The following is a 23,110-nucleotide window of genomic DNA, read 5'->3' as shown; positions in this document are numbered from 1 at the left end:
TAGTATCGGGGGCGATACCTATGCTGTTTGACCCGAGGCCGAAGAGCAAGAGGGAGGAAATCTTCGACAGAGAGAAGGAGCTGAACTCCTTACTTGGGGGAATCGAGGAGTATCCAATAACCGTTCTCATAGGAATCAGGAGAGTAGGAAAGAGCTCTCTCTTAAGGGTAGCCCTGAACGAGTTCAACGGTCTCGGCCTTTACCTCGATGCAAGGAGGCTCTACGCCGCGGGAGGTGGGGCAATAAGTCCCGCCGTTCTTGTGGATGAGATCAGAAAGATACTCCTCGGAAAGGGCAGGTTTGGCTTTCTAAGCGGGATAAAGCTGGAGAGCGTTAATCTGGCGGGAGTAAAAATCGCACCAAAGGAAATGACCATAATAGACGTCTTTGAACTCCTGAACGGCCTTGGGGAGAGGTTTGAGAGGGTCGTCTTGGCTTTCGACGAGGCCCAGTACCTCCGCTTCTACGGGCCGAGAGGCGGAAAAGACCTCTTAGCTGGAATAGCCTACGCCTATGACTCCCTCCCGAACCTCGGCTTCGTATTCACGGGTTCAGAGGTCGGCCTCCTCCACGATTTCATCGGTATCGACGACTACTCAAGTCCACTCTTCGGCAGGGTCTACGAGGAAGTTGAAGTTAGGCCGTTCCAGAGAGGGCTCTCGGAGGCTTTCCTGCGGGCGGGGTTTGAGGAGGTAGGCTTGAAAGTTTCGGACGAGGAAATAAAGAGAGCTGTCGATGGGCTCGACGGCATTCCTGGCTGGCTCGTGGAGTTTGGGTTTAACTACTGGAAGAGCGGAAGTTTTGAGAGAGCTATGGAGAGAACCGTCGAGAGGGCCCGGGTGATGATACGGGAGGAGCTTCTTGAGCTTGAAAAGCGCTCTCCAAGGTACGCCCTAATCCTCAGGGCGATAGCGATAGGGCTCACGCGCTGGAGGGACATCAAGGACTACGTGGAGGCTAAAGGCGGGCCCATAACGAACGCGAGACTGTCCGCACTCCTGAAGAACCTTGAGAAGATGGGATGGGTGAGAAAAGAAAACGGGGAGTACCGGATAATAGACCCTCTCGTGGAGAAAATATTGAAAAGTTAATCACATCTTCTCCGGCGCCTCTATGCCGAGCAACTCCAGCCCGTTCCTGAGAACCTGCTTGACCGCGAGGACGAGGAGTAACCTCTCTTCCCTGATTCCGTCCTCGGCCTTGAGAACCGGGTGGTCCATGTAGAACTTGTTGAAGAGCGAAGCCAGCTCATTGAGGTAGGCAGGAACCAGGTGGGGCTTGATGTCCCTGCCTGCGCTCTTTATTACCTCCGGGAACTTGGTGAGGAGCTTTATGAGCTCCTTCTCGCGGAGGGTGAGCTTCGAGAAGTCGGCCTTCTCAAGAAGCTTTTCCCAGTCGGTCTCGACTCCGCTTTCCCTCGCCTTCCGCAGGATTGAGGCACAGCGCGCGTGTGCGTACTGGATGTAGGGTGCGCTCTCCCCCTCAAAGTTGAGCACATCGTCCCACCGGAAGGTTATGACCTTGTCGGGGCTGTACTTGACGAGGTTGAAGCGAACCGCGCCAACTCCGACCGCTTCAGCTATCTCCTCCCTCTCCTCCTCGCTCAGGTTCGGGTTCTTCTGCTCAACGAGCTCTCTCGCCCTCTGGACGGCCTCGTTGAGAACTTCGTCAACGGTAAAGCCAACCCAGGTTCCCTTCCTACCCGAGAACTTGCCTTCAGGCCTCACAACGTGCTCGTAAGCCAGGTGGTGGAAGTTCTCAGCCGAGTCCTCAAAGCCGAGGAGCTGGAGGGCGTACTTTATCGCCATCTGGGGGTGCCTCTGCTCCGCTCCGATGACGTTTATCACGATGTCCCCCCTGCCGAACCTGCCGGGCATCTCTTCCCCGTCTGGCGCGGTAGTCCAGGTCTCGTGGTTCTCAATCCTGTCCCAGACCTTGTAGAGCATGTCAGCCTTGACCTTGCCGAACTTCCAGAGGTGATAGGCTATGTCCTTGCCCGTGTAAGTTGCCGTTCCGTCGCTTCTTTTGAGAACCAAAAACGGGTTCTTCATGTCAGGGAAGAGCTTCCTCAAATCCATTACAAACGCTCCCTTGTACTTGCCCTCCTTCCCCCAGAAGAAGTTCTCGTTGGCCTCGATGAGCCTGTAGGCCTCCTCGAAGATTCCGCTCCTCACTATGTCGCTCTCCCAGCTGAGCAGGTCGTAGGCGATACCCATGCGGTAGGTTGTGAGCATCTGGGCTTTAACAACGCGCTCCGCCAGCTTCCTGCCGATTTCGGCTATCTCGTTGTCCCCCTCTTCGAGCTTCTTCATGAGCTCGCGTATCTCCCTGTCAACCTCGGGGTTTTCCTCAAGCTTTTTGTTCACCTCAACGTAGAGCAGGCCCATTACGTGGTCTATGAAGTCCTCTTTCAGGCCTTTCTCCCTCAGCTCGGCCTCAATCCTCTCGAACTCCTCTTTCATGTTGAGGTAGCCCCAGAGAACCTGCGCGAACTGCACTCCAAGGTCGTCTATGTAGTTCTGCACCTCGACGGTGTAGCCGAGCTTCCTCATTATCCTCGCCATAGTGTCGCCGAGAACCGCGTTCCTGGCGTGCCCCATGTGGAGTGGCTTCGTGGGATTAACTGAGGTGTGCTCGACGATGACCTTCCTGCCCTTTCCAAGCTCGCTCTCGCCGTAGGCTTCGCCTTTGCCGAGGATTTCCTTCACAAGGGCCCTCCAGAAGTAGGCGTAGTCCACGTAGAAGTTTATGTAGCCGTTCACGGCCTTAACATCAGTTATCCCTTCTGGCTTTTCAATCCGCTCGACGAGCTCTTCTGCTATGAGCTTCGGGGCCTTCCTGAAAACCCTCGCGAGCTGGAAAGCTACCGCAGTTCCAAAATCACCGAGCTCAAGGCTCGGTGTGTCGTCAAAGGTTATCTCTCCGTCCCACTCCTTCCCAGCCTCGGTGAGCATTTCATCGAGCGCCTTCCTGAGCGCGAGCCTCGCCCTCTCCACTATCTCATTATAGACCATCTTCACCACCGCTTCCACTTTAACCCAACCTTTAAAAAGTTCTCCCGCGAGCTTACAACGGGGATGGGTATGAAGCACCACGTCGGTGAGCACAAAGCGAAAAAGGGCCTCATAAGGATTGAGTTCGACGAGAAGGACGGCATAGCCGAGCACGTTAAGATTACAGGAGATTTCTTCATGCACCCTGAGGAAGCAGTCCACGACCTCGAGAAGAAGCTGGAAGGACATAAAATCGACGAGCTTGAAAGCCTGATTGACGAGTTCTTCGCGATGCGCCTCGATGTCGAGATGCCCTACGTGAACGTTGAGGACTTCAAGATTGCCCTCAAGAAGGCCCTCGAAGGGTGAAGGGTGTGAACGTTAAGAGGACTTTCTCCCTGCTCCTCGGGACGTTTGGAATTGGAATAGTCCTCGGCGTTGCCTACGCATACCTTCAGACCGAGAAAGCCGGGGAGTACGTGCTCAAACTCGCAAACGAGCTCGGCGGGCTCTCGCCAAATCCCTTCGATAACTTCGTCAAAATTTTTACCCACAACGCCGGCGTTGCCCTCCTCGTCCTCGTTTCGGGGCTCTTCTTCGGGCTCGGCCCCTGGGTCATGATGCTCTTCAACGGTCTGGTTGTTGGAATCGTTGCAGGGTTTTTCGTGAAGATAGGCGTCCCTGCGAGCAAAATCGTCCTCGGGCTCGTCCCACACGGCCTCGTCGAAATCCCAGCCTTCGTCTTGGCTGGAACCGCGGGAATCCTCTGGTACAGGAGCATACGCGAGGCCGAAGAACCGGCAGGGGGCTTCAAAGAGGGAATGAAAAAGGCGTTGAAGCTCTACGCGGTAACGGTTGGGATGCTCTTAGTTGCGGCCCTCATCGAGGCTTACGTAACCCCGAAGGTTGCCGGCCTCTGAGACCTCGAAGGTCCCGCTCTCCTCGTAGGTTTCTATTTCCCTCAGTATCGCGTCCATCGGGTTCTCAAGGCCCGCGACAACGCTCCTTATGTAGTTCCTGTAACTTCCGTTGGCCTCTATCATCCTTTCCGCGACCTCGGCAACCTCCGTTGGGTCAGTTGAGTGGAACTTGACACCGAGCTCGACGAGCCACCTCGTGACCGCGAGGAGCCTTCCGGGGTAGGTCGAGATTGTCGGCGTTCCGAGGGCTATCGCCTCCCTGTTCATAGTCCCACCGGCACCTATCATGAGCCTCGCGTAGTAGAGCAGGCTGAGGCTGTCAACGGGCTTCTCAGGCATTATCACATTGTCAAAGCGCTCAAAGCGCCTCCTCTGCTCCTCCGTCCTCGGGAAGAGCACGATGGGCATCTCGGGTAGGAGGGGGATAACGTCCTCGAGGACGCTCCTCTCGGGCCCGTTGAAGTAGTTGGCCTTAACCGGCTCGGTGCGCATCACTATGTAGCCGTTCCTCTTCAACCCAAGCTCCCTGGGGACCTTTCTGTCGGGCCTGAAGCCGTAGAGATGCGCCAGTTCCGAGAAGCCGTTTACGGGCTTCATGCCGTTGGGGTCGGCGCCGCACTTGAGGAGCTCGTAGGCGTCTATCGCCTTCGGGAAGAGGAGGAGCTTCGTGAATGGGAGTATGAGCTTGTTTTGGGCTATGGCGGTCTCGTTATCAACGAAGCCGATGCTCGGAATCCCGAGGCCGAAGGCAACGCGCGGTGCCTCGACTGAGTGCTTGTAAACCGCCAAATCCGGCTTTTCCTCGATTACCAGCCGGCTGAGCTTGTAAACCCTCTCGGCGCTCGCGATGAGCTTGCCCTCGAGGGTGGAACCCCCGTGCTTTCCAACCACGTAGTAGTCGAAACCGAACATGTCGAGGATTCCGGTAAGACCGTCGAACTCCCTCGTCGTGATTAGAACCTCGTGGCCAGTCTTCTCCAGTTCCCTGATGAGACCCTTGAAAAAGTGAACGTGAGGCGCGTTCGTGATATCAATCCACACCTTCATTCTACCACCCACCGATGAGTGAACGGCTTTGTCCAATATAAGGCTTTCCAAAAAACGGTTGCAGAAGCGTTTTTTCGGACGTTTCAGACGGCCCCTTTCAATGAAAAACGCTTTCTAACGCTTTCTTTCCATGATGTAGGTTTTCGTCGGGCCACTACTACCGGGCTAAGTGAACAAGAGTGTCCAGGCGAAGGAAGTTCTTGATAAGCGCACCAAAACGGTTCCAACGCTTTCAAAATCGTTACCTCAAAAAGGCTTTTATCTGGCCGTTCCAACCCGCTCCGGTGGAAGTGATGGAGGAGATAAAGGAGATAGCAGTCATAGGCCTCGGCTACATAGGTCTCCCAACGGCGATAATGTTCGCGAACGCCGGTTTTAAGGTCACAGGTTATGAAATAAGGGAAGAAGTGGTAGAGAAGATAAACTCGGGGAAAGCCCATATCGTCGAGCCCGAGATAGACGAGCTACTCAGAAAGGCCGTTGAAAGTGGCAACCTCAGGGCAACGTCTAATCCCAAGGAGATAAAGGAGAAAGACGCCTACATAATCTGCGTTCAAACCCCCCTGAGGGAGGACAAAACGCCGAACCTCAGCTACCTTGAGAGCGCCGTTAAGACCGTTGCAAAGGCCATGAAAAGGGGCTCGCTGGTGGTCATAGAAAGCACCGTTCCGCCCCTGACAACCATTAGGATGGCGAAGCTCATCGAGGAGCTGACGGGTTTCAGGGCAGGAAAGGACTTCTACATGGTCCACGCGCCGGAGAGGGTAATGCCTGGCAGGATTTTTAAGGAGCTCGTCTACAACTCCCGCATCTTCGGCGGAATAACGCCCGAGAGCGCAGAGATGGCGGAAAAGCTCTACCGCTCCTTCGTCAAGGGGCAGACGTTCAAGACAAACTCGACCGTCAGTGAGGTAGTCAAGCTGATGGAGAACACCTTCAGGGACGTGAACATAGCTTTGGCGAACGAGTTCGCCTTTCTCGCTCACCAGTACGGGATAGACGTCTTCGAGGCCATAGAGCTCGCCAACACGCACCCGAGGGTTAGAATCCACACCCCTGGGATAGGGGTCGGCGGTCACTGCCTCCCGAAGGACCCGCACCTCCTCCTCTGGCCGGCCAAAGAGGACTTCGGGCTCATAAAGCTCGCGAGGGAGATAAACGACTCCATGCCCCTCCTCACGAAGGATTTGCTCTTCTCGGCGCTTAAGGAGCTGAACGTTCCGCCCGGGGATGCCGTTGTTGCAGTCCTCGGACTCTCCTACAAGGGCGACAGCGATGACACGAGGAACTCGCCGGCGCTGGCTTTCATCGGGGAGATAGAGGATGACGTGAAGGCCGTTAAAACATACGACCCCTTCGTCCCGGGCACGAGCGGGAGCGTTGAGGAGGCCGTCGAAAACGCGGACGCGGTTGTAATAGCGACCGACCATACTGCCTTCAAGTCCCTCGACTGGGAAAGCCTTGGGAAGCTCATGCGGACGAGAATCCTCATCGACGGCAGGCACGTTGTAAAAACCCCGCCGAGGGGCTTCCTCTTCAAGGGCATCGGGAGGGGTGAGTTTTGAAGCCAGCTTTTGTGTTCGGAACGAGGCCGGAGATAATAAAGCTCGCGCCCGTTATAAGGGCCTTCCTTGAGAGGGGCGTTGAGCCCCTTCTAATCCACACGGGCCAGCACTACGACTACGAGATGAGCAGTGTCTTCCTTGAAGAGCTTGAGCTTCCGCCGATAGACTACCACCTCAAAGTCGGCTCTGGAACTCAGGCGGAGCAGACCGGAAAGGCGATGATAAAAATAGAGAGAGTTTTGATGGACGAGAGGCCAGATGTTACGCTCGTTCAGGGCGACACTAACACGGTCCTTGCGGGAGCTTTGGCGAGCGTCAAGCTGAAGATTCCCGTTGCCCACGTCGAGGCCGGCTTGAGGAGCTTTGACAGGACGATGCCTGAGGAGATAAACAGGATTCTTGCAGACCACGCGAGCGAGGTTCTCTTTCCGCCGACCGAGGAGGCGAGGAAAAACCTCGAACGCGAGGGGATAACCGAGAACGTCTACGTCGTCGGCAACACGATTGTTGATGCGGTTTTACAGAACGCCGAGGTGGCTGAGAAGAAGAGCGACGTCCTTGAGAGGTTTAACCTTAAACCGAAGGAGTACATCCTCGTAACGGCCCACCGCGCGGAGAACACCGACAGCAGGGAGAACCTTGAGAGGCTCGTCCAAATCCTCGAAAGCCTGCCGATGAGAGCTATATACCCAATGCACCCGCGCACGAGGAAGAGACTCGAGGAATTCGGGCTCCTGGAACGGGTTGAGGCTATTGAGAACCTGACCGTCACCAAGCCGCTCGGCTACCTCGACTTCCTCAGGCTCGAAAAGAACGCTTTCGCGATAATGACGGACTCGGGAGGGATACAGGAGGAGGCCATAATCCTCGGCGTGCCGTGCCTCACGCTTCGCTACAACACCGAGAGGCCGGAGACAGTCGAGGCCGGCGGAAACGTGCTGGTCGGCCTCGAAAAGGAACGCGCCCTCGACTATCTTAAACGGCTGATGGAAGACCGGGAGTTCTACGAAGGGATGGCGAACGCTCCGAACCCCTTCGGCGACGGAAGGGCCGGCGAGAGGATAGCGGAAATCCTCCTGAAACTTTACGAAAGGGGAGAGCTGAGGGTGAGGAGCTCAAGCTTCATTTGAATCGCTCGTCAGGAACTGGTCAAGCTGAGAGGCTATTTCGCCGGCAATCATTCCGTACGGGTCTGCCCTCTTGAGCTTTCCAACCTTTGCCTTTAGGCCCAGCCAGTAGGCAACGGCACATGTCTGGTTGGCTATCCTGAGCTCCATAAGTCGGTTCATGTCCGCCCCGCAGAACTTCTCCGAAGACCGTGAAATCTCCGTCTCTGAAAAGACCAGGCCACTGTTTATTGCATCCACGGCGGACTTTGCATCGCCCGCGTAGGAGTAGTAGAGGATTCCAGAGATTGAAACCTCCCTGTAAAGGAGCCTGTTGTCCCACCCCACGACTGGACCATAAAAGAGCACGAGCCTTCCCTTGAGGTCGTAGTTTTGGACATCGTCCACAATGACGGGTTTGAGACCGTGCTTTTCAACAACCCTGACGAGGGCATTCTCAATGTATTCCCTGTACGGGTTAGGAGTCCATACGGCTACGTATACGATGTTAGGGTTCTCCGGGGCTGAGGTCCAGTTGTAGTCGTGTTCCACGATAGTAAGTCCGTCCCTCTGGAACGCCCCTGAAAGGTTGGATAACACGTATGAGTCGCTGGCAACTGCAATCCCAACGATGGAAAGAACCATCAGTACCACGATGCCCAACACTAAAAGGATGCGTCTCATGGAGCTCACCTAGAAATGATTCGAAAAATTACTTTAAAAAGTTTCTCAAACCTCGGTCCCGATGTAGATACCGTGCCTCGTCCGCACGATTCTCACCTTGATTCTGTCCCCGACTTCCGCCTTCGTCCCAACGACCTCGATGAGCCTGTTCCTGGCCTTCGCGAGCATTTCACCCTCAATCCTGCCGGGAAGAACGACTTCTGCCTTTACGACCTCCCCAGGCCGGAAGGCGAGGGGAATGAACTCGCGCTTCTCCATACCGAAGTGGCTCGGCTTCAGGACGAGGGGCCTCATTCCGGTCTTCTCCTCAAGTCTCCTCAGCCAGGCGTAGAACTCCTTGAATGGAACCGTCTTGGCTATAGCTGGATTTCTGCCGAACTTGTAGGGGATGTAGTTCTGGAAGCCAAGGGCCGGCCAGCGTTTTCCGGCACCGATTTTCCTCGCGAACTCTATGAAGGCCTCCGCCTCGTCATCGTTGATTCCGAAGATTATGACCGGGGCGATGAGGACATCTATCCCGGCGTTCACGAGCGCCTCCGCCATCTCCAGAACGTGCTCAAGGTCGTAGCTCTTCATCCCCATGAGCATCTTCGCCTTGTCCGGGTCGAGGGAGTGAATGGAGAGGTTCACCCTATCGAGGCCCGCCTCTGCTAACTCTTCAACGAGCTTGTCATTGAGAAGCGTCCCGTTGCTCTGCATGGAGATTACCGAAACGTTCGGGTGCTCCCGCAACGCCTGAACGAGCTCGACGCGGAAGGGGTAGATGAGCGGTTCACCCTGACCGTCGAGGTGTGCCTCCAAACCCTTCCCCTTTATCCTCGCGACCTCGTCAAACCATTTCATCAGGTAGTCAATATCAACGACGTAGTCGAGCTTTCTCGTCCTTGAGTACGGCCCCTCATCAACGGAGCAGAAGATACAGCTGAGGTTGCACCCGCTGACGCCCCTTATCTGGATGAGGTTTGTCCCCCTGTCTATTAAACCGAAGGCGTTATAGCCGAGGAGCGGAACGTCCATGGCCTCGTGAATGTAGAGGACCTTCCTCTTCGTGTAGCGGTTCCTGAGGAGCGCTCCAAGGTTGTTCTGGATGTAGAGCGCTATGAAGCCTTCAACTTTCTCGTAGTCGGTGTTTATGATTAGCGCACCGTTTCGGGCCGTGATTTGAGGTGAGACGCGGTACTTCTTTCGAATGACCCGTTCAAGCTCTCGCTTTGGAAGGTCGGCGTAAAGGGTCTCACGCCAGATTAGCCGTATCGTGTCTCCCAAATCCTCAAATGTCACGTGGGGGAGGCGTAGCTCTATCATGGTCGTGAGTTTAACGGTGCGTTTAAAAACCCGTTGATGGACAAAACATCCGTCCGGAAGACTTTTAAATTCCCCCTTGAAGACATGCGGGCATGGAAACATTTTAATACTATTGGATTAAAGAGTCTACTGGTGAACTGAACTGGGTGGTAGCTCATGTGGGGGAAGATTGAGCATTACTTTGATGAGTATCCCGTCAGAAAACAAATTGCCAAGACGCTTCTCAAGTACGGCCTCAAGGTCTCAGAGGACATGAAGATAAAGGCTGGAGACATCGAGGTGCCCTATACCAAGATAGCCAAGGCCCTCGACGTGGACAGGCGTGTCGTTAAGGAAACCGTTGCCATGATACTCAAGGTGCCGGAGCTCAAGGAGATATACACCAACCTCGAGCCGACGGTCCATATGAAGTACGTCGGCAGGCACGTTGGCTACGGCGTCATCGAGATTGAGCCCGAACCGAGGGCAATAGGAATACTCGCCAAGATTGCACAGAAGATAGCGGAGCGCGACATCAACATCGTTCAGGTCGTCGCGGAAGACCCTGAGCTCTACCCTGAGGCAACGCTGACCATCATAACCGAGAAGCCCATACCCGGCGACCTCATTAACGAGCTCTCGAAGCTCGAAGGCGTCAAGAGGATATCCATCTACTGACCGAATTTTTTGGCTTTTTACATCAATTTTGCAAAAAGATTTTGTTACCTCTTCTCGAAGAATGAACTCTAGTGGACGCTTTTCCGGACTATGGGACAAATTAGAAACCCCTATTTTAACCAAAAGTTCTGAACCTTTCTTCTTCTCAGGTAAGGTTTATAAGTTATGGTTGAAAACCAACGATAGTCACTCCCAATGAGTGTCGCCTGGAGGGTTGAGTATGGAAGAAGCAAGTCGCGCCAGCAAGTTCGTCTACACTTTTATCGTGCTGTTTATTCTGTGGCTGGTCGTCACGGCCAGCCTCGACAGTCAGGAGTTGATAACTGGGGCCGTTATAGCTTTAATAGTGGCGGCACTGACGCACGACGTCTTCACCAGAGCAGGACTTGCAAACCTTCATCCGAAGAGGGTCGCCTACGCGATAGCCTACATACCGTACTTCCTGTGGGCCATGATAATGGCCAACCTCGACGTGGCTTACAGGGTCCTTCACCCGGCAAGGCCCATAAGGCCTGGAATCGTCAAGTGCAGGACGGTTCTCAACAGCGACACCGGAAAGCTCTCGCTCGCGAACTCAATAACCCTCACGCCCGGAACGATAACCCTCGACGTTGATGGAGATAACTACTTCATCCACTGGATTTGGGTTCCAGATGAGGTTCTTAACGCCAAGGACGATTCTGAGCACGTCGAAAAGGCCTCCGAGGCCATAACGAGGCCCTTCGAAAAGTACTTGAGGGTGATATTCGGATGATAGAGGTTAACATTTATCTCGCCCTGATTGCGATAGCAACGCTCCTCAGCACCTACAGGGTCTTCAGGGGACCGACGACCGTTGACAGGCTCGTTGCCGTCGATATCATGACGACCATAACCACCGGGCTGATGGTGCTCTTCGCGCTCTACTACGGCAGGATGATTTACATCAGCGTCGCCTTTGTTTACGCGCTCCTTGCCTTCGGTGGAGTCATAGCCTTCGCCCGCTACCTGGAGGGAGGCCTATGAACGCGCTCGCGATAATCGGTGAAGTCCTCGTCTTCATAGGAACGTTCTTCTACTTCCTCTCGGCCCTCGGCCTGATAAGGATGCCCGACGTTTACAACAGGATGCAGACGTCCACCAAAAGCGCCACCCTCGGTTCGCTGGGCGTCATAGTGGGCGTTGGAATCTGGGCCATTGGGAAGGGCTATTCTCCAGCGTGGATAGTGCAGACGGTAGCGGTCGCGGGATTCCTGTTGCTCACCAACCCAATAAGCGCCCACGCATTGATAAGGGCCGCATACAAGCGCGGGATTCCTCTCTGGCACGGTAGTGTCGTTGACAAGTATGGGGAACACCTTGCGAGCAAGGCGCAGGCTGAAGAGGCTGAGGGTGAGACCTCCGAGACATCTGAGGGGGTGAGCGAATGAACTGCGTAACCTGTATCGACTATATCATCATCGGTGTCATGATTCTCTCGGCAGTATTCGCCGTCGAGTGGCGTGACCTTCTAGCGGCCGCCGTTGGAATGGCCGCTGTCAGTCTGTTCGCCTCAATACTGTTCCTGATTCTTCAGGCGCCAGACGTTGCAATGACCGAAGCGGCCATAGGGGCCGCGCTCAGCGGTGCCATACTAATCTTTGCCATAAAGAGAACCCAGCGCTTTGAGACAGAGGAAGAAGAGAGACCAGGGTGGTGGATAAGATGGTGAGCGTACTGAAGAGGAGTCTCGCGATAATTACCCTGCTTATCATCGGGTACTGGCTCGCCCAGGGGCTCGCTGGAGTACCCTTTGGCCAGGACAAGATGCTCGTCGGCCATTACTACCTCGACCACGTCAAGGAACAGACGGGAGCCGTCAACGCGGTAACTGCCATTGTCGTCAACTACCGTGGTTTTGATACCCTCGGTGAGGTCACAGTCCTCTTCATAGCCTCCACAGGTGTTGGAGCGCTTCTCTGGGAGAGGAAGAAGAGGAGAACCGCGAAGACAGAGGGCTCAATAGTTCTCACAACAGGAACCAGGCTTCTCGTGCCCTTCGTGATGCTCTTCGGCGCCTACATCTTCATCCACGGACACCTCACCCCAGGTGGAGGTTTCCCGGGAGGAGCGACCATAGCTACGGCCTTCCTGCTGCTCTACATGGCATTCACTATGTACGAGATTCCCCACAAGGCCTTTGAGAAGACCGAGGGACTCGTTGGGATGGGCTACGTCATCGTCGGTCTCATTGGCCTCGCGATAGGCGGTTACTTCCTCTTCGACTGGATATGGCAGACCTGGGGCTGGGGACACGACAACATCGGCAGGCTCTTCAGTGGCGGATTCATCCCGATAATATACATCCTGATAGGTCTCAAGGTTGGCACCGAGCTCAGTGGAATCATCGACAACATGCTAAAAGAGGGGGTGAAAGAATGAGCGTTCCGAACATCAGCGCCTTCTACTTCGGTGCAATCTCGCTCATACTCATAGGCCTCTACGCAGTCCTCGTCAAGAAGAACATCCTCAAGATGCTCATCGGGCTCAGCATTATGGAAACTGGTGTCAACCTGCTCCTCATAAGCATAGGCTACATCTCGGGGAAGAGCGCGCCGATTCTGAGCGAGGGAATAGAGCCCAACCAGGCCGTTGACCCGATTCCGCAGGCGCTCGTTCTGACGGCGATAGTCATAGGCGTTGCCACAACGGCCATGACCCTTAGTGCCGCGATAGTCCTTTACAAACATTATGGAACGCTGAACGTTGAGGAGATAAGGAGGTTGAGAGGATGAACGGGCAGTACGCCTCACTCCTCATAGCGTTACCTCTCCTCGGTGCCTTCTTCGTCCCCCTGATTAAGGGGCTTGGAAAGAAGGCAATAAAGACCTACGTGCTGATAATCACCGCGATACAGACGGGAATAGCGGCGTGGGTCTTCCAGCAGGTTTACTCAACTGGAAAGCCGATAATCGTCATGGCAGGCGGCTGGAGGCCACCGATTGGAATCAACCTTTACATTGGCCACTTCGCGGCGCTCTTCGTGCTCATAGTGGCTATAGCGAGCTTCCTCATGGCAGTGTTCAACTTCAAGGCAATCGACGTTGAACCCATAGACAAGTACGCCATGCTGTTCCTCCTGCTGATGCTCGGAGCCACGGGAATGATAGCGACGGGAGACATCTTTAACCTCTTCGTCTTCATGGAGATAACTTCCATAACCGCCTATGCTCTAACGGCCTACAACAAGACGGGTGAAGCTGCTGAAGCATCGCTCAAGTACATGATTCTCGGAGGAATCGGCTCAAGCTTCTTCCTAATCGGCGTCGCGCTAATCTACGGCGCCACCGGAACGCTCAACATGGCCCAGATAGCCCAGCTCGCGGGCAACATCGACCCGACCGTTGCCCAGGTCGGACTGGCTCTCATAGTCTTCGGCCTGGCCGTCGAAGCGGAGCTCTTCCCGCTCAACGCCTGGGCGCCCGATGCCTATCAAGCGGCACCGCACCCGATAACGGCCATGTTCTCGGCCTTCGTCGTCAAGGCAGGCCTCTACGCGATGGCGAGGATACTCTACCTCATGAGCTCGGTCGGAACCTGGCACAACGTCCTCAAGCTCCTCGTGGTCATGGCCACCCTCACCGTTGTTGTGGCAGAGTTCTCCGCTCTGAGACAGAGGAACGTCAAGAGGATGATAGCTTACTCGTCAATCAGCCAGGTTGGACTCATAGCCCTTGCCTTTGCCTTGGGAACCCAGGCGGGCGTTGACGCTGGAGTGTTCCAGATGATAAACCACGCCATAATCAAGGCTCTCCTGTTCCTCGGAGTTGGCTACGTTGCTGTACAACTCGGAGGGGCAGACATTGAGAACTTCCATGGGCTCGGCAGGAAGATGCCCGTTACCGCCTTCGGAATAACGGTCGGGGCGATGGCGGCGGTAGGAATACCGCTGTTCAACATCTTCTGGAGCAAGCTCAGGATAATCCTCGCCACTGTTGAAGCGGGCTACACCTGGGCGGCCTTCCTCGTCCTCGCGGCCAGTGTGGTCGAGGCGGTCTATTACTTCAGGCTGATTCACGCCATCTGGTTTGAGGGAGAGGGCGAGAGGATTTCAGAGAGCATCCCGCTCGTGGCCATAGTGGTCGCCCTGGTGATACTCGTGGTTGCCATTGGAATCTACCCGAACTACCTCTGGAGCGTCTCCCAGAAGGCTGGAAGCGACATCTTCAACGTCGCCCAGTACATTAAGAACGTCCCGCTGATGGGGGTGGGAGCATGAACGAGCTCATGATAATGCTCTTCGCACCTCTGGTGGCTGGCTTCATAGCCTGGGCCCTTGACGTCAGGGGAATACGCGAGGCCGTTGGAGTACTCGGTACCCTCGTTCCCCTTGGGGTACTCGCCAAGTACTACTCAACGATAGCGGGTAGCAACCCTGAGGTGGTAACTCAAACCATAACCGTTGGTGGGTTCAAGTTAATCTTCCAGCTCAACACGATAAGCTGGTATTTTGCGACTATCGCTTCGCTCATCGGCGTTGCGATGGCCTTCGGAATGGTCAGCACTTCAAGGAGCTCCTACGAGTGGCTCTTCGCACTCATGAGCTACACTGGCGTCCTTGGCGTCTTCCTCAGCGGGGACTTCGTGGGCTTCTTCCTGTTCTGGGAGCTCATGACCTTCGCGAGCTTCATGATGGTGCTCAAGAGGAGCAGGCACGAGTCCCTCAAGTACTTCGTGCTCAGCGTCATCGGTGCCTACGCGATGCTCATAGCGATTGGAATCCTCTACGCGAAAATCGGCGCGCTCGATTTCGGAACAATCAGACAGGCCCTCTACATGGACGCAATGCTCGGGAGCATAAGCAAGAGCCTCACCGCCCTCGTGTTCCTGCTCTTCCTGACGGCCTTCGGCGTCAAGGCAGGTGCCGTTCCGCTCCACGTCTGGGCGCCCGGTGCCTACAGCGAGGTTGACCAGAGCTATACAGCATTCTTCAGCGGGGCTTTGAGCAAGGCGGGAGCCTACGGATTCTTGCTCCTCTACATCTTGATGGGAGCCAAGCTCGTCGCCGCCCTCGGAATCTGGCACAACCATATGGTGTTCTCGTACATCATAGCCTGGCTTGGAGCCATAACCGTCGTCGTCGCAGGCTTCCTCGCGGTGCTCCAGGAGGACATAAGGAAGCTCTTCGCCTACTCCTCCGTCAGCCAGGTCGGCTACATACTCCTGGGCCTTGGCATAGGAACGCCGCTCGGCTTCACGGGAGCGCTCTTCCACGTCCTCAGCCACGCGGTCTTCAAGGGCCTGTTCTGGCTCGTCGTCGCGGCGCTCGTGCTAAGGACGGGTAAGACCAGGTTTGAGGACTTCGGTGGCTTAGCCGAGAAGATGCCGATAACCTTTGCCATGTCACTCATAGCGGTCCTCAGCCTCGCAGGAATTCCGCCGATGGCGGGCTTCGCGAGCAAGTGGCTCATCTACGAAGCTGCCATAAGCGCACACATGCCCCTCGTTGCAGGCGCGATATTCCTCGGAAGCGCCCTGGCCTTCGCCTACGTCGTGAGGTTCCTCTACGCGGTGTGGTTCGGCCAGAGGCCGAGCGACCTTGAGGACGTTAAGGAGGCACCGCTTCCGCTCCTCATAGGCATGGCGATACTCGCGATTCCGAACATCGTCTTTGGAGTTGCACCAGGCCTCGTCACAGAGTACCTCGGAAAGTTCCTCGGAAACCCCGTCGGAGGAAATTACTACAAGCTCGTAACACCAACTGGAACCTACAACGCCCTCCTCGTTGCCGTGCTCCTCGTCTTCGGCCTCGCGATAGCAGGACTCATATTCATCTACGGGGCAAAGACGAGAAGAATACCCGTCACGAACACCTACCAGTCGGGTAACCCCGTTACCGAGGACTACAACCTCAGCATGAGGAGGAACTTCTACCGGCCCCTTGCTGAAGCCCTTGACTTCTGGCTCAAGTACAGCTGGGACCGCTTTTACGAGCGCCTCGCTGGAATCGCCGAGGACTTCGCTGACTTCCTGAGGGAAGGCTTCTACAACGGAAACGTCCAGAGCTACGCCTGGTATCTGGCGGTAGTGCTCCTAATCCTGGCACTGTGGGGGGTGTTGTGAATGTTCGACTGGAAGTTAGCGCTTGAGGCAATCGGAATGGTAATCTACGCCACCTTCATGGGCTTCATATTCATGGGCATCGAGAGAAAGGCAATGGCGAGAATCCAGAGGCGCATAGGGCCCCCGATATACCAGCCAATCATAGATACCCTCAAGCTCCTCGGGAAGAAGGAGAGCGTAAGCCACGGCCTCATCTACGACTTTGGGCCAGTCTTTGCCCTCGGGGCGAGCATAACGGCGCTCCTGTTCATACCCATCGCCAACTTCCAGCTCTTCAGTAGCAACGCCGACCTGATAGTTGTCGCCTACCTCCTCGAGGTGCCGATGCTCGGAATAATGCTCGGTGCCATGAGCTCGGGCAACCCCTACTCAGCCCTCGGTGTCCAGCGTGGTCTGCTCACTATGGTGGCCATGCAGTTGCCGTACGGTCTTGCGCTGATAGCGCTAATCCAGCACTGGGGAACTTTCAAGCTGAGCAACATCGTGGCCCTCCAGCAGGTTCACGGGTGGAGCATAACGGTTCCAGCGTTGCTTTTAGCGTTCATCGTCTTTGACATAGTCTTCCAGGCATTGCTCGGCCTCGAGCCGTTCGATATAGTCTCCGCACCCGCGGAAATCTCAATGGGTCCGATGGTCGAGTACGGGGGCAAACACGCGGCACTGCTCTTCACCCAGCATGCGGTTCAGCTCTTCGCCGAGACGGCGTTCTTCGCCGTCCTCTTCCTCGGCGGAGCGAGTAACCTGCTTGAGCTCCTCGTCAAGCAGATAGCGGTGCTCTTCATAGCGATATTCGTCGCCAGCATCTACCCGCGCTTCACCATCGACCAGGCCGCGAAGTTCTTCTGGAAGTGGCCGACGATAATCGGAATAATAGCCGTGCTCCTGACTATGTGAGGTGGTGTGGATGAGCGAGAGAAAAAATGACGAGTTCATAAGCTACGAGCTCAAGGAGTTCAAGCTCTTCGAGCCCCTCTTCAGGTGGGCGAGAAAGAAGAGCCTCTGGATAGTGGCGTTCTGTACCGGTTGCGGCGGTATAGAGATGCCCCCCTTAGCGACAGCCCGCTACGACTTCGAGCGCTTTGGAATAATGCCCAACCCTGCCCCGAGGATGGGTGACCTGTTCCTCATCACGGGCTACGTCACCCCGAAGACCCTCAAGAGGATAATCATAACCTACGAGATGATGCAGGACCCAAAGTACGTCCTTGCCCACGGCTCCTGCCCTATAAACGGCGGTGTTTACTGGGACTCCTACAACGTGGTTAAGCAGCTCGACAAGTACATTCCCATCGACGTGGCCATAGCGGGCTGTATGCCGAGGGCCGAAGCCGTCATGCAGGGAATCATGGACATCATAAGGAAAATTGAGAACGGAGAAGCCGATGGATGGAAAAGGTATAGGGAGAACTACGAGTGGTACAGGAAAAACCAGGACGAGCTCTTCGGTGAGGGATGGCGTGAGAAAGACGCAAAGAGGTGGTTGGCATGGCTGTGAACGATAACAAGGTCGAAACCGTGGAGAAGGCTGAGGAGAAGAAGCCCGAGCTCCCGAACACCAAGGAGGGCAACCTCGTTAGAGAGCTCCTCGAGAAGGCCCCCTACGCTGAGGGAAGCGTCAGGCGCGAGAAGAGGATAGAGTTCAGAGTCCCTGCCGAGAGGATACACGAGTTCCTTGAGCTGGCGAGCGAGACGTTTGAGATGCTCATGCAGATAAGCGTTGTTGACTGGCTCAAGGAGAATGAGTTTGAGCTCGTTTACCAGCTCTGGAGCGTCAGTGAGAGCGTTCACGCCTTCGTGAAAACAAGGGTTCCAAGGGAAAACGCGAAGCTTCCGACGGTCATGGACATCTGGCCCGTTGCAGAGACCTACGAGAGAGAAGCCCACGAGTTCTTCGGGATAGTCTTCGAGGGCAACCCGAGGCTTGGGCCGTTCATCCTCGAGCCGAGGGAGTACGAGAAGCACCCGCTCAGGAAGGACTTCAACACGCTGAGCTACGTCAAGACAATCTACGGTGAGGACTTCGACAGGTACGATGAGAGTAAGACCAACTACGTGATATGAGGTGGTGATGCTCATGGCAAATTTGGAGGTTCCAAAGGAGCTTAGGGAGGAGGCAAGAAAGCACGACATGTACCTCACTCCGATATCAAAGGACACCTACGAGCTGTTCTTCGGCCCACAGCACATGGCCACCGAGAACTTCAGCATAATCCTGAAGATGGACGGCAACAGGATAGAGAGGGCCATAGTCAACCCAGGATTCCTGCACAGGGGTTTTGAGAAGCTCGCCGAACAGAGGCCTTACTTCACCAACATAGCCCTAATCCTTCGTATCTGCGTTCCCGAGAGCGACGTTCCCGAGAACATTTACTCAATGGCCGTTGATGAGATAATGGGCTGGGAAGTCCCTGAGAGGGCGATATGGATTAGGACGACAGTGCTCGAGATGGCCAGGCTTTCAGCGTGGATGTTCTGGATAATGGGCTTTGGAAACGAGATAGGTCTTTACACGGCTGGCCAGTGGGCCGCTGCCTACCGTGAGAGGCTCATGCGCCTCTTTGAAGAGCTGACGGGAGGAAGGGTCTACCACATCTACACCGTCCCTGGAGGCGTCAGGAGGGACATACCTGGCGATAGGTGGCTGAGGCAGTTGAGGGACACCGTCGAGTACATCAAGTCCAAGCTCAAGGACTTCGACGAGATACTCTTTGACAACTACATAATGTTCGAGAGGACCGAGGGAGTCGGCGTCATGGACAAGCGCTTTGCCCTCAAGCACGCTGTGACAGGACCGAACCTTAGGGCAGTGGGAGTTCCCTACGACGTCAGGAAAGACGACCCCTACTACCTCTACCCCGAGCTCGACTTTGAGGTTCCAGTCCTGAAAGAGGGCGACAGCCTCGCGCGCGTCCTCGTGAGAAGGTACGAGATTGAGCAGGACCTCTACATACTCGAACAGCTCCTCGACATGGGGCCCCCGAGCGGACCCTACATGGTGCAGGACCCCAAGCTCAAGAACCTCCCGAGGTTCAAGGTTCCCGCTGGAGACGCCTACGCCCACGTCGAGAGCACCAAGGGCGACTTCGGTGTTTACATGGTGAGCAACGGCACCCACAAGCCCTATCGCGTCCACTTCCGCGGTCCGAGCCAGAGCCACGGAGTTACGGTACTTGAGGAGCTCCTTAAGGGGGCCCGCCTTGCCGATGTGCCCGTCATATTGAAGACCCTCGACAACTGCCCGCCCGACATAGACAGGTGATGACGATGCCCGCGAGAGTCGTTGGTGAGGAGAAGGTCAAGATTAAGAAGTCCTTCGTCAAGCCCTGGATGGGCATCAAGTACCTCTTCAAAAAACCAGTCACGATTAAGATACCCTTCGAGAAGATAGAGCCCGCCCCGAAGTACAGGGGATTCCACACCCTCGACTGGAAGAAGTGTGTGGGCTGTAACTTCTGCGGTCAGATATGTCCAGCGAGGGCAATAGAGATGACGTGGCTCGAAGTGGACGGCAAGATGGAGAAGAGGCCCCACCCGAAGGTTGACTACGGTCGCTGTACCTTCTGCCAGTTCTGTGTGGACGTCTGCCCGACGGGAGCCCTCGGGTTCACGGAAGCCTATTATCTCTCAACGGGCGGTAGCGAGGAAGACCTTGAACTCTTCAACTGGGTGCCGATTCACCCCGATAAAGTAAGGGAGCTCAACGAGAAGTTCGGCGACTACCGCTTCCCAGTTGAGAAGATAGAAAAGAAAGCCGATGGGACATACGTTTACCACCTCCGCGACGGTTCAACGATAGAGTTCAAGATACTCGGCTACGGCATAAGGCCCCCCAAGAAGCCCACGCCCACCAAGCCAACTGCGAAGACCGCTGAAAAGAAGGAAACTAAGCCAGCTGAGAAGAAGGAAAACGTAAAACAGGCCGAAAAGAAGGAAGGGGCCTGAGCCCCCTTTTCTTCCCATTTAAAGGATTCTTTCCAGGATTATCGCCGTCAGGGCTCCTACCGCCATTCCCGACTCGAGTATGCTCGAGACAAGTCTTGGAAGGGATTCCAGCAACTGGGGCGGTAGGTGTGGCGCTCCGAGCCCTGCTATCAGCGCGGCCGCGAGAATCAGCGTGTTCCTGTCATTGAACTCGACCTTCTCCTTTATCAGCCTCAGGCCAGTGACGCTTATCATGCCGTAGAGAGCCAGCGTCAGGCCGCCGAGGACCGGGGCGGGCATTGAGGCCAAGATGCCCGCGAACTTCGGGAGGAGCGAGAGGAGAATCAGGATAACCGCCCCCACCTGAACCACGTGCCTGCTTCCGACCTTGGTGAGGGCAACGACACCTATGTTCTCTGAATAGCTCGTGGTTCCGCAGGCCCCGAGGAAACCGGCTACCGAGCAGGCGAGGCCTTCAGCACCTATGCCCCTCGCTATCCTCTCCTCGGTTATCTCGGAACCAGTAACGGTCGCTATCGCGTGGTAGTCGCCAACGCTTTCGATGATGCTCACCATAAAGGCGAAGAGGAGGAGCACTATCGCTGTTAAATCGAAGACGGGCTCGCCCCACGGAAACGGCCTGGGGACACTGATGGCGGGAAGACTTTCCACGAGGTTTAGGTCGACGAGGCCGAGGGGAAAGCTCACCGCGTAGCCGACGAGGGCACCCACAACGACCGGCATTGCCCTTGTTCTCCTTCCCCTCAGTGCAACGAAGATTGTGGTGAGGAACGTTATCAGCCCCACGAGCACGGCCTTTTCGACGGTTCCACCCGAGGGGTCAGCATAGGCGTTGAAGAAGTTATTAACGGCAACATCTGCGAGGCTGAAGCCAATGAGGGTTATTGTAACCCCAGTAACGAGGGGCGTGAAGAGCTTCCTGACCTTTCCGATTATTCCAAGCCAGCCGATTAGGGCCTCAATCAGCCCGCCGACGATTAGCGCCCCCTGAACCGCGGCCATTCCAATGCTTGAGCCAATCGCTATCAGCCCTGGGATGAAGGCAAAGCTCGAACCCTGGACTATCGGATAGCGCGAGCCTATCGTCGTCTGGAGAAGCGTCGCTATCCCCATCGCCAGCAGGACGGCCTGTATCATCGTTGCTATCTGGGAACCGCTGAGCCCTATCGCCCCGCCCACTACGAGGGGCACCGTCACTGTCGCCCCAAACATCGCCAGAACGTGCTGAAGGCCAAAAACCAAAGCCTTGGAAGGTTCAACCCTATCCTCTATTCCCACTTTAAGAACGGGTTTCCTTGCGTTTTCCAGGCTTTCCATTGAAGCCCGCTCAGGCTGTGTAGGTATTTGTATAAAAAGTTTTCGGAAAAGTTGAGAATAAGCAGGCTTTTGTCAATCACCACCCCTGCACCTTTTCCAGGACTTCATCGGGAACTCTGCCTTCCTCAACGTCCTCAATTGCTTCTTCAAGCCTGTCAAGGCCCTCCTCAAGGAGCTCCTCCTCTATCGTCAGCGGGGGCTGAATCCTCAGCACGTTGCCCTGAAGGAAGGCCACTATTAGACCCAGCTCGTAGGCCCTCCAGACGACCTTCTTAGCCTCGTCGTAGGCCCTCTCCTTGGTTTCCCTGTCCTTTACGAGGTCAACGCCGAGCATCAACCCGAGTCCGCGGACGTCACCGATGAGCTCGTGCCTCTTCTTCATTCTTTCAAGCCTTTCCTTTGCTTTATTCCCAAGCCTTTCGGCCCTCTGGAGAAGATTTTTCTCCTCGATTTCCTCGATGACTGCCAAAGCGGCTGCACTCGCGACGGGGTTTCCCGAGAGGGTGAATGCATGGCCAAGAGGGGGCAGTGAATCCATTATCTCGGCCCTCCCGACAATTGCGCTTATAGGCAATCCACCGCCAAGGGGCTTTGCGAGGGTTATTAAGTCGGGCTTAACGCCGAAGTGCTCGATGGCGAACCACTTACCTGTTCTCCCAAGACCGCTCTGGACTTCATCAACGCCGAGGAGAATGCCGTGTTCGTCGAGGAGCCTTTTGAGCTTCCTGAAGTAGCCCTCGGGGGGAACCACCATCCCTGCGTCGCCCTGTATCGGCTCAGCTAAGAGGAGGGCTACCCCCTCAGCGTGAACCTCGCCCTCGAACTTCTCCCTGAGGTACTCAAGGCATTCCATACGGCACTTCCCAGGTTCTTTCCCGAAGGGACAGCGGTAGCAGTTGGGGTAGGGGATGAAGTGGACGTCGCTGAGCTGGCCGACCTTGGAGCGAACCTCAAAGTCAAGGCCAGTAACGCTCATTGCCCCGTAGGTGGAACCGTAGTAGCTCCTGAGGTAGCCGATTACCGCCCTCCTCCCAGTGTAGGCCCTCGCGAACTTTATGGCGCCATCATTCGCATCGCTCCCACTGAGGCCAAAGGCAACCTTCGCGTTCTCAACGGGGGCAAGTTCGCTCAGCTTTTTGGCCAGAAGGTACGGCTCGACGGGGAAGCCGTAGATAAAGGTGAAGTGAAGCAACCTCTCGGCGGTTCTTTTGACGGCTTCAACGACCCTCGGGTTGTTGTGCCCAACGTTTTGAACGGCCGCATCGCTCAGGAAGTCTATGTACTCCCTTCCCTCCACGTCCCAGACGAGGGCGTTTTGGGCCTTGTAAGGCACTATTGGGGCGTAGGTAACGTGGGATGCGCGCGAGATGTAGCGGGAGTAGCCCAGGATAACCTCATCTTTTGGGGGCAACATGGAACCACCGTTAACCATATGCGTTTGAAATTAATAGGAATTTCGGTTAATTTTTGCGAAATTAGCAGAAAACTTTAAA

Annotated in this window: 25 protein-coding genes; 19 read left to right on the top strand and 6 right to left on the bottom strand. The window is 55.5% G+C overall.

Features of this window, described 5'->3' with window-relative positions; genetic code table 11:
* Window positions 1-20: 20 nt before the first annotated feature.
* Window positions 21-1,091 carry an AAA family ATPase gene (locus MVO87_RS00510; RefSeq protein WP_297551819.1) on the top strand — a complete coding sequence of 357 codons (1,071 nt, stop codon included), beginning with the start codon at window positions 21-23 and terminating at the stop codon, window positions 1,089-1,091.
* On the opposite strand, the gene MVO87_RS00505 is transcribed toward MVO87_RS00510, so the two are convergent.
* Window positions 1,092-3,014 carry an arginine--tRNA ligase gene (locus tag MVO87_RS00505; protein ID WP_297551825.1) on the bottom strand — a complete coding sequence of 641 codons (1,923 nt, stop codon included), beginning with the start codon at window positions 3,012-3,014 and terminating at the stop codon, window positions 1,092-1,094.
* A gap of 69 nt (window positions 3,015-3,083) precedes the next feature.
* Here MVO87_RS00505 and lplB point away from each other — a divergent pair, with 69 nt between their 5' ends.
* Both lplB and MVO87_RS00495 read left to right on the top strand, forming a co-directional pair.
* The gene (gene lplB / locus MVO87_RS00500) at window positions 3,084-3,362 is read left to right on the top strand and encodes a lipoate-protein ligase small subunit (RefSeq protein WP_062372084.1); all 279 of its coding nucleotides are present in this window, start codon (window positions 3,084-3,086) and stop codon (window positions 3,360-3,362) included.
* A gap of 5 nt (window positions 3,363-3,367) precedes the next feature.
* Entirely contained in the window at window positions 3,368-3,913 is a 546-nt protein-coding gene (locus MVO87_RS00495) for a stage II sporulation protein M (RefSeq protein ID WP_297551817.1), read from the top strand.
* Here the strand turns inward: MVO87_RS00495 and MVO87_RS00490 are convergent.
* The gene (locus MVO87_RS00490; RefSeq protein WP_297551824.1) at window positions 3,860-4,960 is read right to left on the bottom strand and encodes a DUF354 domain-containing protein; all 1,101 of its coding nucleotides are present in this window, start codon (window positions 4,958-4,960) and stop codon (window positions 3,860-3,862) included. The genes MVO87_RS00495 and MVO87_RS00490 overlap by 54 nt on opposite strands.
* A 293-nt stretch (window positions 4,961-5,253) precedes the next feature.
* Between MVO87_RS00490 and MVO87_RS00485 the strand changes: the two genes are divergently transcribed.
* Together MVO87_RS00485 and wecB are read left to right on the top strand one after the other, a co-directional pair.
* Window positions 5,254-6,525 (top strand): UDP-N-acetyl-D-mannosamine dehydrogenase, encoded by a 1,272-nt coding sequence (locus MVO87_RS00485; protein ID WP_297516439.1) that lies wholly within the window; start codon window positions 5,254-5,256, stop codon window positions 6,523-6,525.
* Window positions 6,522-7,655: a non-hydrolyzing UDP-N-acetylglucosamine 2-epimerase gene (gene wecB, locus MVO87_RS00480; protein ID WP_297551815.1), complete on the top strand. Its 1,134-nt coding sequence runs from the start codon at window positions 6,522-6,524 to the stop codon at window positions 7,653-7,655. Before MVO87_RS00485 ends, wecB begins: the two co-directional genes overlap by 4 nt.
* On the opposite strand, the gene MVO87_RS00475 is transcribed toward wecB, so the two are convergent.
* Window positions 7,641-8,324: a hypothetical protein gene (locus MVO87_RS00475; RefSeq protein WP_297515223.1), complete on the bottom strand. Its 684-nt coding sequence runs from the start codon at window positions 8,322-8,324 to the stop codon at window positions 7,641-7,643. The genes wecB and MVO87_RS00475 overlap by 15 nt on opposite strands.
* Before the next feature lie 36 nt (window positions 8,325-8,360).
* A complete protein-coding gene (locus tag MVO87_RS00470) occupies window positions 8,361-9,620 on the bottom strand; it encodes a radical SAM protein (RefSeq protein ID WP_297515220.1) in 1,260 nt (419 codons plus the stop codon).
* A 156-nt stretch (window positions 9,621-9,776) separates the two neighbouring features.
* Here MVO87_RS00470 and trpY point away from each other — a divergent pair, with 156 nt between their 5' ends.
* From trpY to nuoI, 14 genes are all read left to right on the top strand, one after another.
* Window positions 9,777-10,277 (top strand): TrpY family transcription regulator, encoded by a 501-nt coding sequence (gene trpY, locus MVO87_RS00465; protein WP_042689379.1) that lies wholly within the window; start codon window positions 9,777-9,779, stop codon window positions 10,275-10,277.
* A 220-nt stretch (window positions 10,278-10,497) separates the two neighbouring features.
* Window positions 10,498-11,031 (top strand): Na+/H+ antiporter subunit E, encoded by a 534-nt coding sequence (locus MVO87_RS00460; protein ID WP_297515215.1) that lies wholly within the window; start codon window positions 10,498-10,500, stop codon window positions 11,029-11,031.
* Complete coding sequence (locus MVO87_RS00455; RefSeq protein WP_297515212.1) at window positions 11,028-11,282, top strand: monovalent cation/H+ antiporter complex subunit F; 255 nt, start codon at window positions 11,028-11,030, stop codon at window positions 11,280-11,282. The genes MVO87_RS00460 and MVO87_RS00455 overlap by 4 nt, the downstream gene beginning before the upstream one ends.
* Window positions 11,279-11,686 (top strand): monovalent cation/H(+) antiporter subunit G, encoded by a 408-nt coding sequence (gene mnhG / locus MVO87_RS00450; RefSeq protein WP_297515209.1) that lies wholly within the window; start codon window positions 11,279-11,281, stop codon window positions 11,684-11,686. The genes MVO87_RS00455 and mnhG overlap by 4 nt, the downstream gene beginning before the upstream one ends.
* Window positions 11,683-11,967 (top strand): DUF4040 domain-containing protein, encoded by a 285-nt coding sequence (locus MVO87_RS00445; RefSeq protein WP_297515206.1) that lies wholly within the window; start codon window positions 11,683-11,685, stop codon window positions 11,965-11,967. The genes mnhG and MVO87_RS00445 overlap by 4 nt, the downstream gene beginning before the upstream one ends.
* The gene (gene mbhE / locus MVO87_RS00440) at window positions 11,961-12,677 is read left to right on the top strand and encodes a Na(+)/H(+) antiporter subunit B (RefSeq protein WP_297515203.1); all 717 of its coding nucleotides are present in this window, start codon (window positions 11,961-11,963) and stop codon (window positions 12,675-12,677) included. The genes MVO87_RS00445 and mbhE overlap by 7 nt, the downstream gene beginning before the upstream one ends.
* On the top strand, window positions 12,674-13,030 hold the full coding sequence (locus MVO87_RS00435) for an NADH-quinone oxidoreductase subunit K (RefSeq protein ID WP_297515200.1): 357 nt from the start codon (window positions 12,674-12,676) through the stop codon (window positions 13,028-13,030). The genes mbhE and MVO87_RS00435 overlap by 4 nt, the downstream gene beginning before the upstream one ends.
* Complete coding sequence (locus MVO87_RS00430; protein ID WP_297551813.1) at window positions 13,027-14,514, top strand: proton-conducting transporter transmembrane domain-containing protein; 1,488 nt, start codon at window positions 13,027-13,029, stop codon at window positions 14,512-14,514. Before MVO87_RS00435 ends, MVO87_RS00430 begins: the two co-directional genes overlap by 4 nt.
* On the top strand, window positions 14,511-16,358 hold the full coding sequence (locus tag MVO87_RS00425) for a proton-conducting transporter transmembrane domain-containing protein (RefSeq protein WP_297551811.1): 1,848 nt from the start codon (window positions 14,511-14,513) through the stop codon (window positions 16,356-16,358). Before MVO87_RS00430 ends, MVO87_RS00425 begins: the two co-directional genes overlap by 4 nt.
* Window positions 16,359-17,252 (top strand): respiratory chain complex I subunit 1 family protein, encoded by an 894-nt coding sequence (locus MVO87_RS00420; protein WP_297516261.1) that lies wholly within the window; start codon window positions 16,359-16,361, stop codon window positions 17,250-17,252.
* A 10-nt stretch (window positions 17,253-17,262) separates the two neighbouring features.
* The gene (locus MVO87_RS00415; protein ID WP_297516264.1) at window positions 17,263-17,853 is read left to right on the top strand and encodes a NuoB/complex I 20 kDa subunit family protein; all 591 of its coding nucleotides are present in this window, start codon (window positions 17,263-17,265) and stop codon (window positions 17,851-17,853) included.
* On the top strand, window positions 17,844-18,419 hold the full coding sequence (locus MVO87_RS00410; RefSeq protein ID WP_297516267.1) for an NADH-quinone oxidoreductase subunit C: 576 nt from the start codon (window positions 17,844-17,846) through the stop codon (window positions 18,417-18,419). The genes MVO87_RS00415 and MVO87_RS00410 overlap by 10 nt, the downstream gene beginning before the upstream one ends.
* Window positions 18,420-18,432: 13 nt before the next feature.
* Window positions 18,433-19,617: an NADH-quinone oxidoreductase subunit D gene (locus MVO87_RS00405; RefSeq protein ID WP_297516270.1), complete on the top strand. Its 1,185-nt coding sequence runs from the start codon at window positions 18,433-18,435 to the stop codon at window positions 19,615-19,617.
* A gap of 5 nt (window positions 19,618-19,622) precedes the next feature.
* Complete coding sequence (gene nuoI / locus MVO87_RS00400) at window positions 19,623-20,300, top strand: NADH-quinone oxidoreductase subunit NuoI (RefSeq protein ID WP_297551823.1); 678 nt, start codon at window positions 19,623-19,625, stop codon at window positions 20,298-20,300.
* A gap of 18 nt (window positions 20,301-20,318) precedes the next feature.
* Here nuoI and MVO87_RS00395 read toward each other — a convergent pair whose 3' ends face one another.
* Together MVO87_RS00395 and MVO87_RS00390 are read right to left on the bottom strand one after the other, a co-directional pair.
* Complete coding sequence (locus tag MVO87_RS00395; RefSeq protein WP_297516017.1) at window positions 20,319-21,617, bottom strand: uracil-xanthine permease family protein; 1,299 nt, start codon at window positions 21,615-21,617, stop codon at window positions 20,319-20,321.
* A gap of 76 nt (window positions 21,618-21,693) precedes the next feature.
* Window positions 21,694-23,031, bottom strand: a complete 1,338-nt coding sequence (locus MVO87_RS00390; protein ID WP_297516020.1) for a leucine/methionine racemase — start codon at window positions 23,029-23,031, stop codon at window positions 21,694-21,696.
* Between the last annotated feature and the right edge of the window lie 79 nt (window positions 23,032-23,110).

The sequence above is a fragment of the Thermococcus sp. genome, from assembly GCF_027063845.1.
GTDB lineage: Archaea > Methanobacteriota_B > Thermococci > Thermococcales > Thermococcaceae > Thermococcus.
The sequence above is the reverse complement of the archived record's forward strand: the minus strand, read 5'-3'. Positions and strand labels throughout refer to the sequence as shown.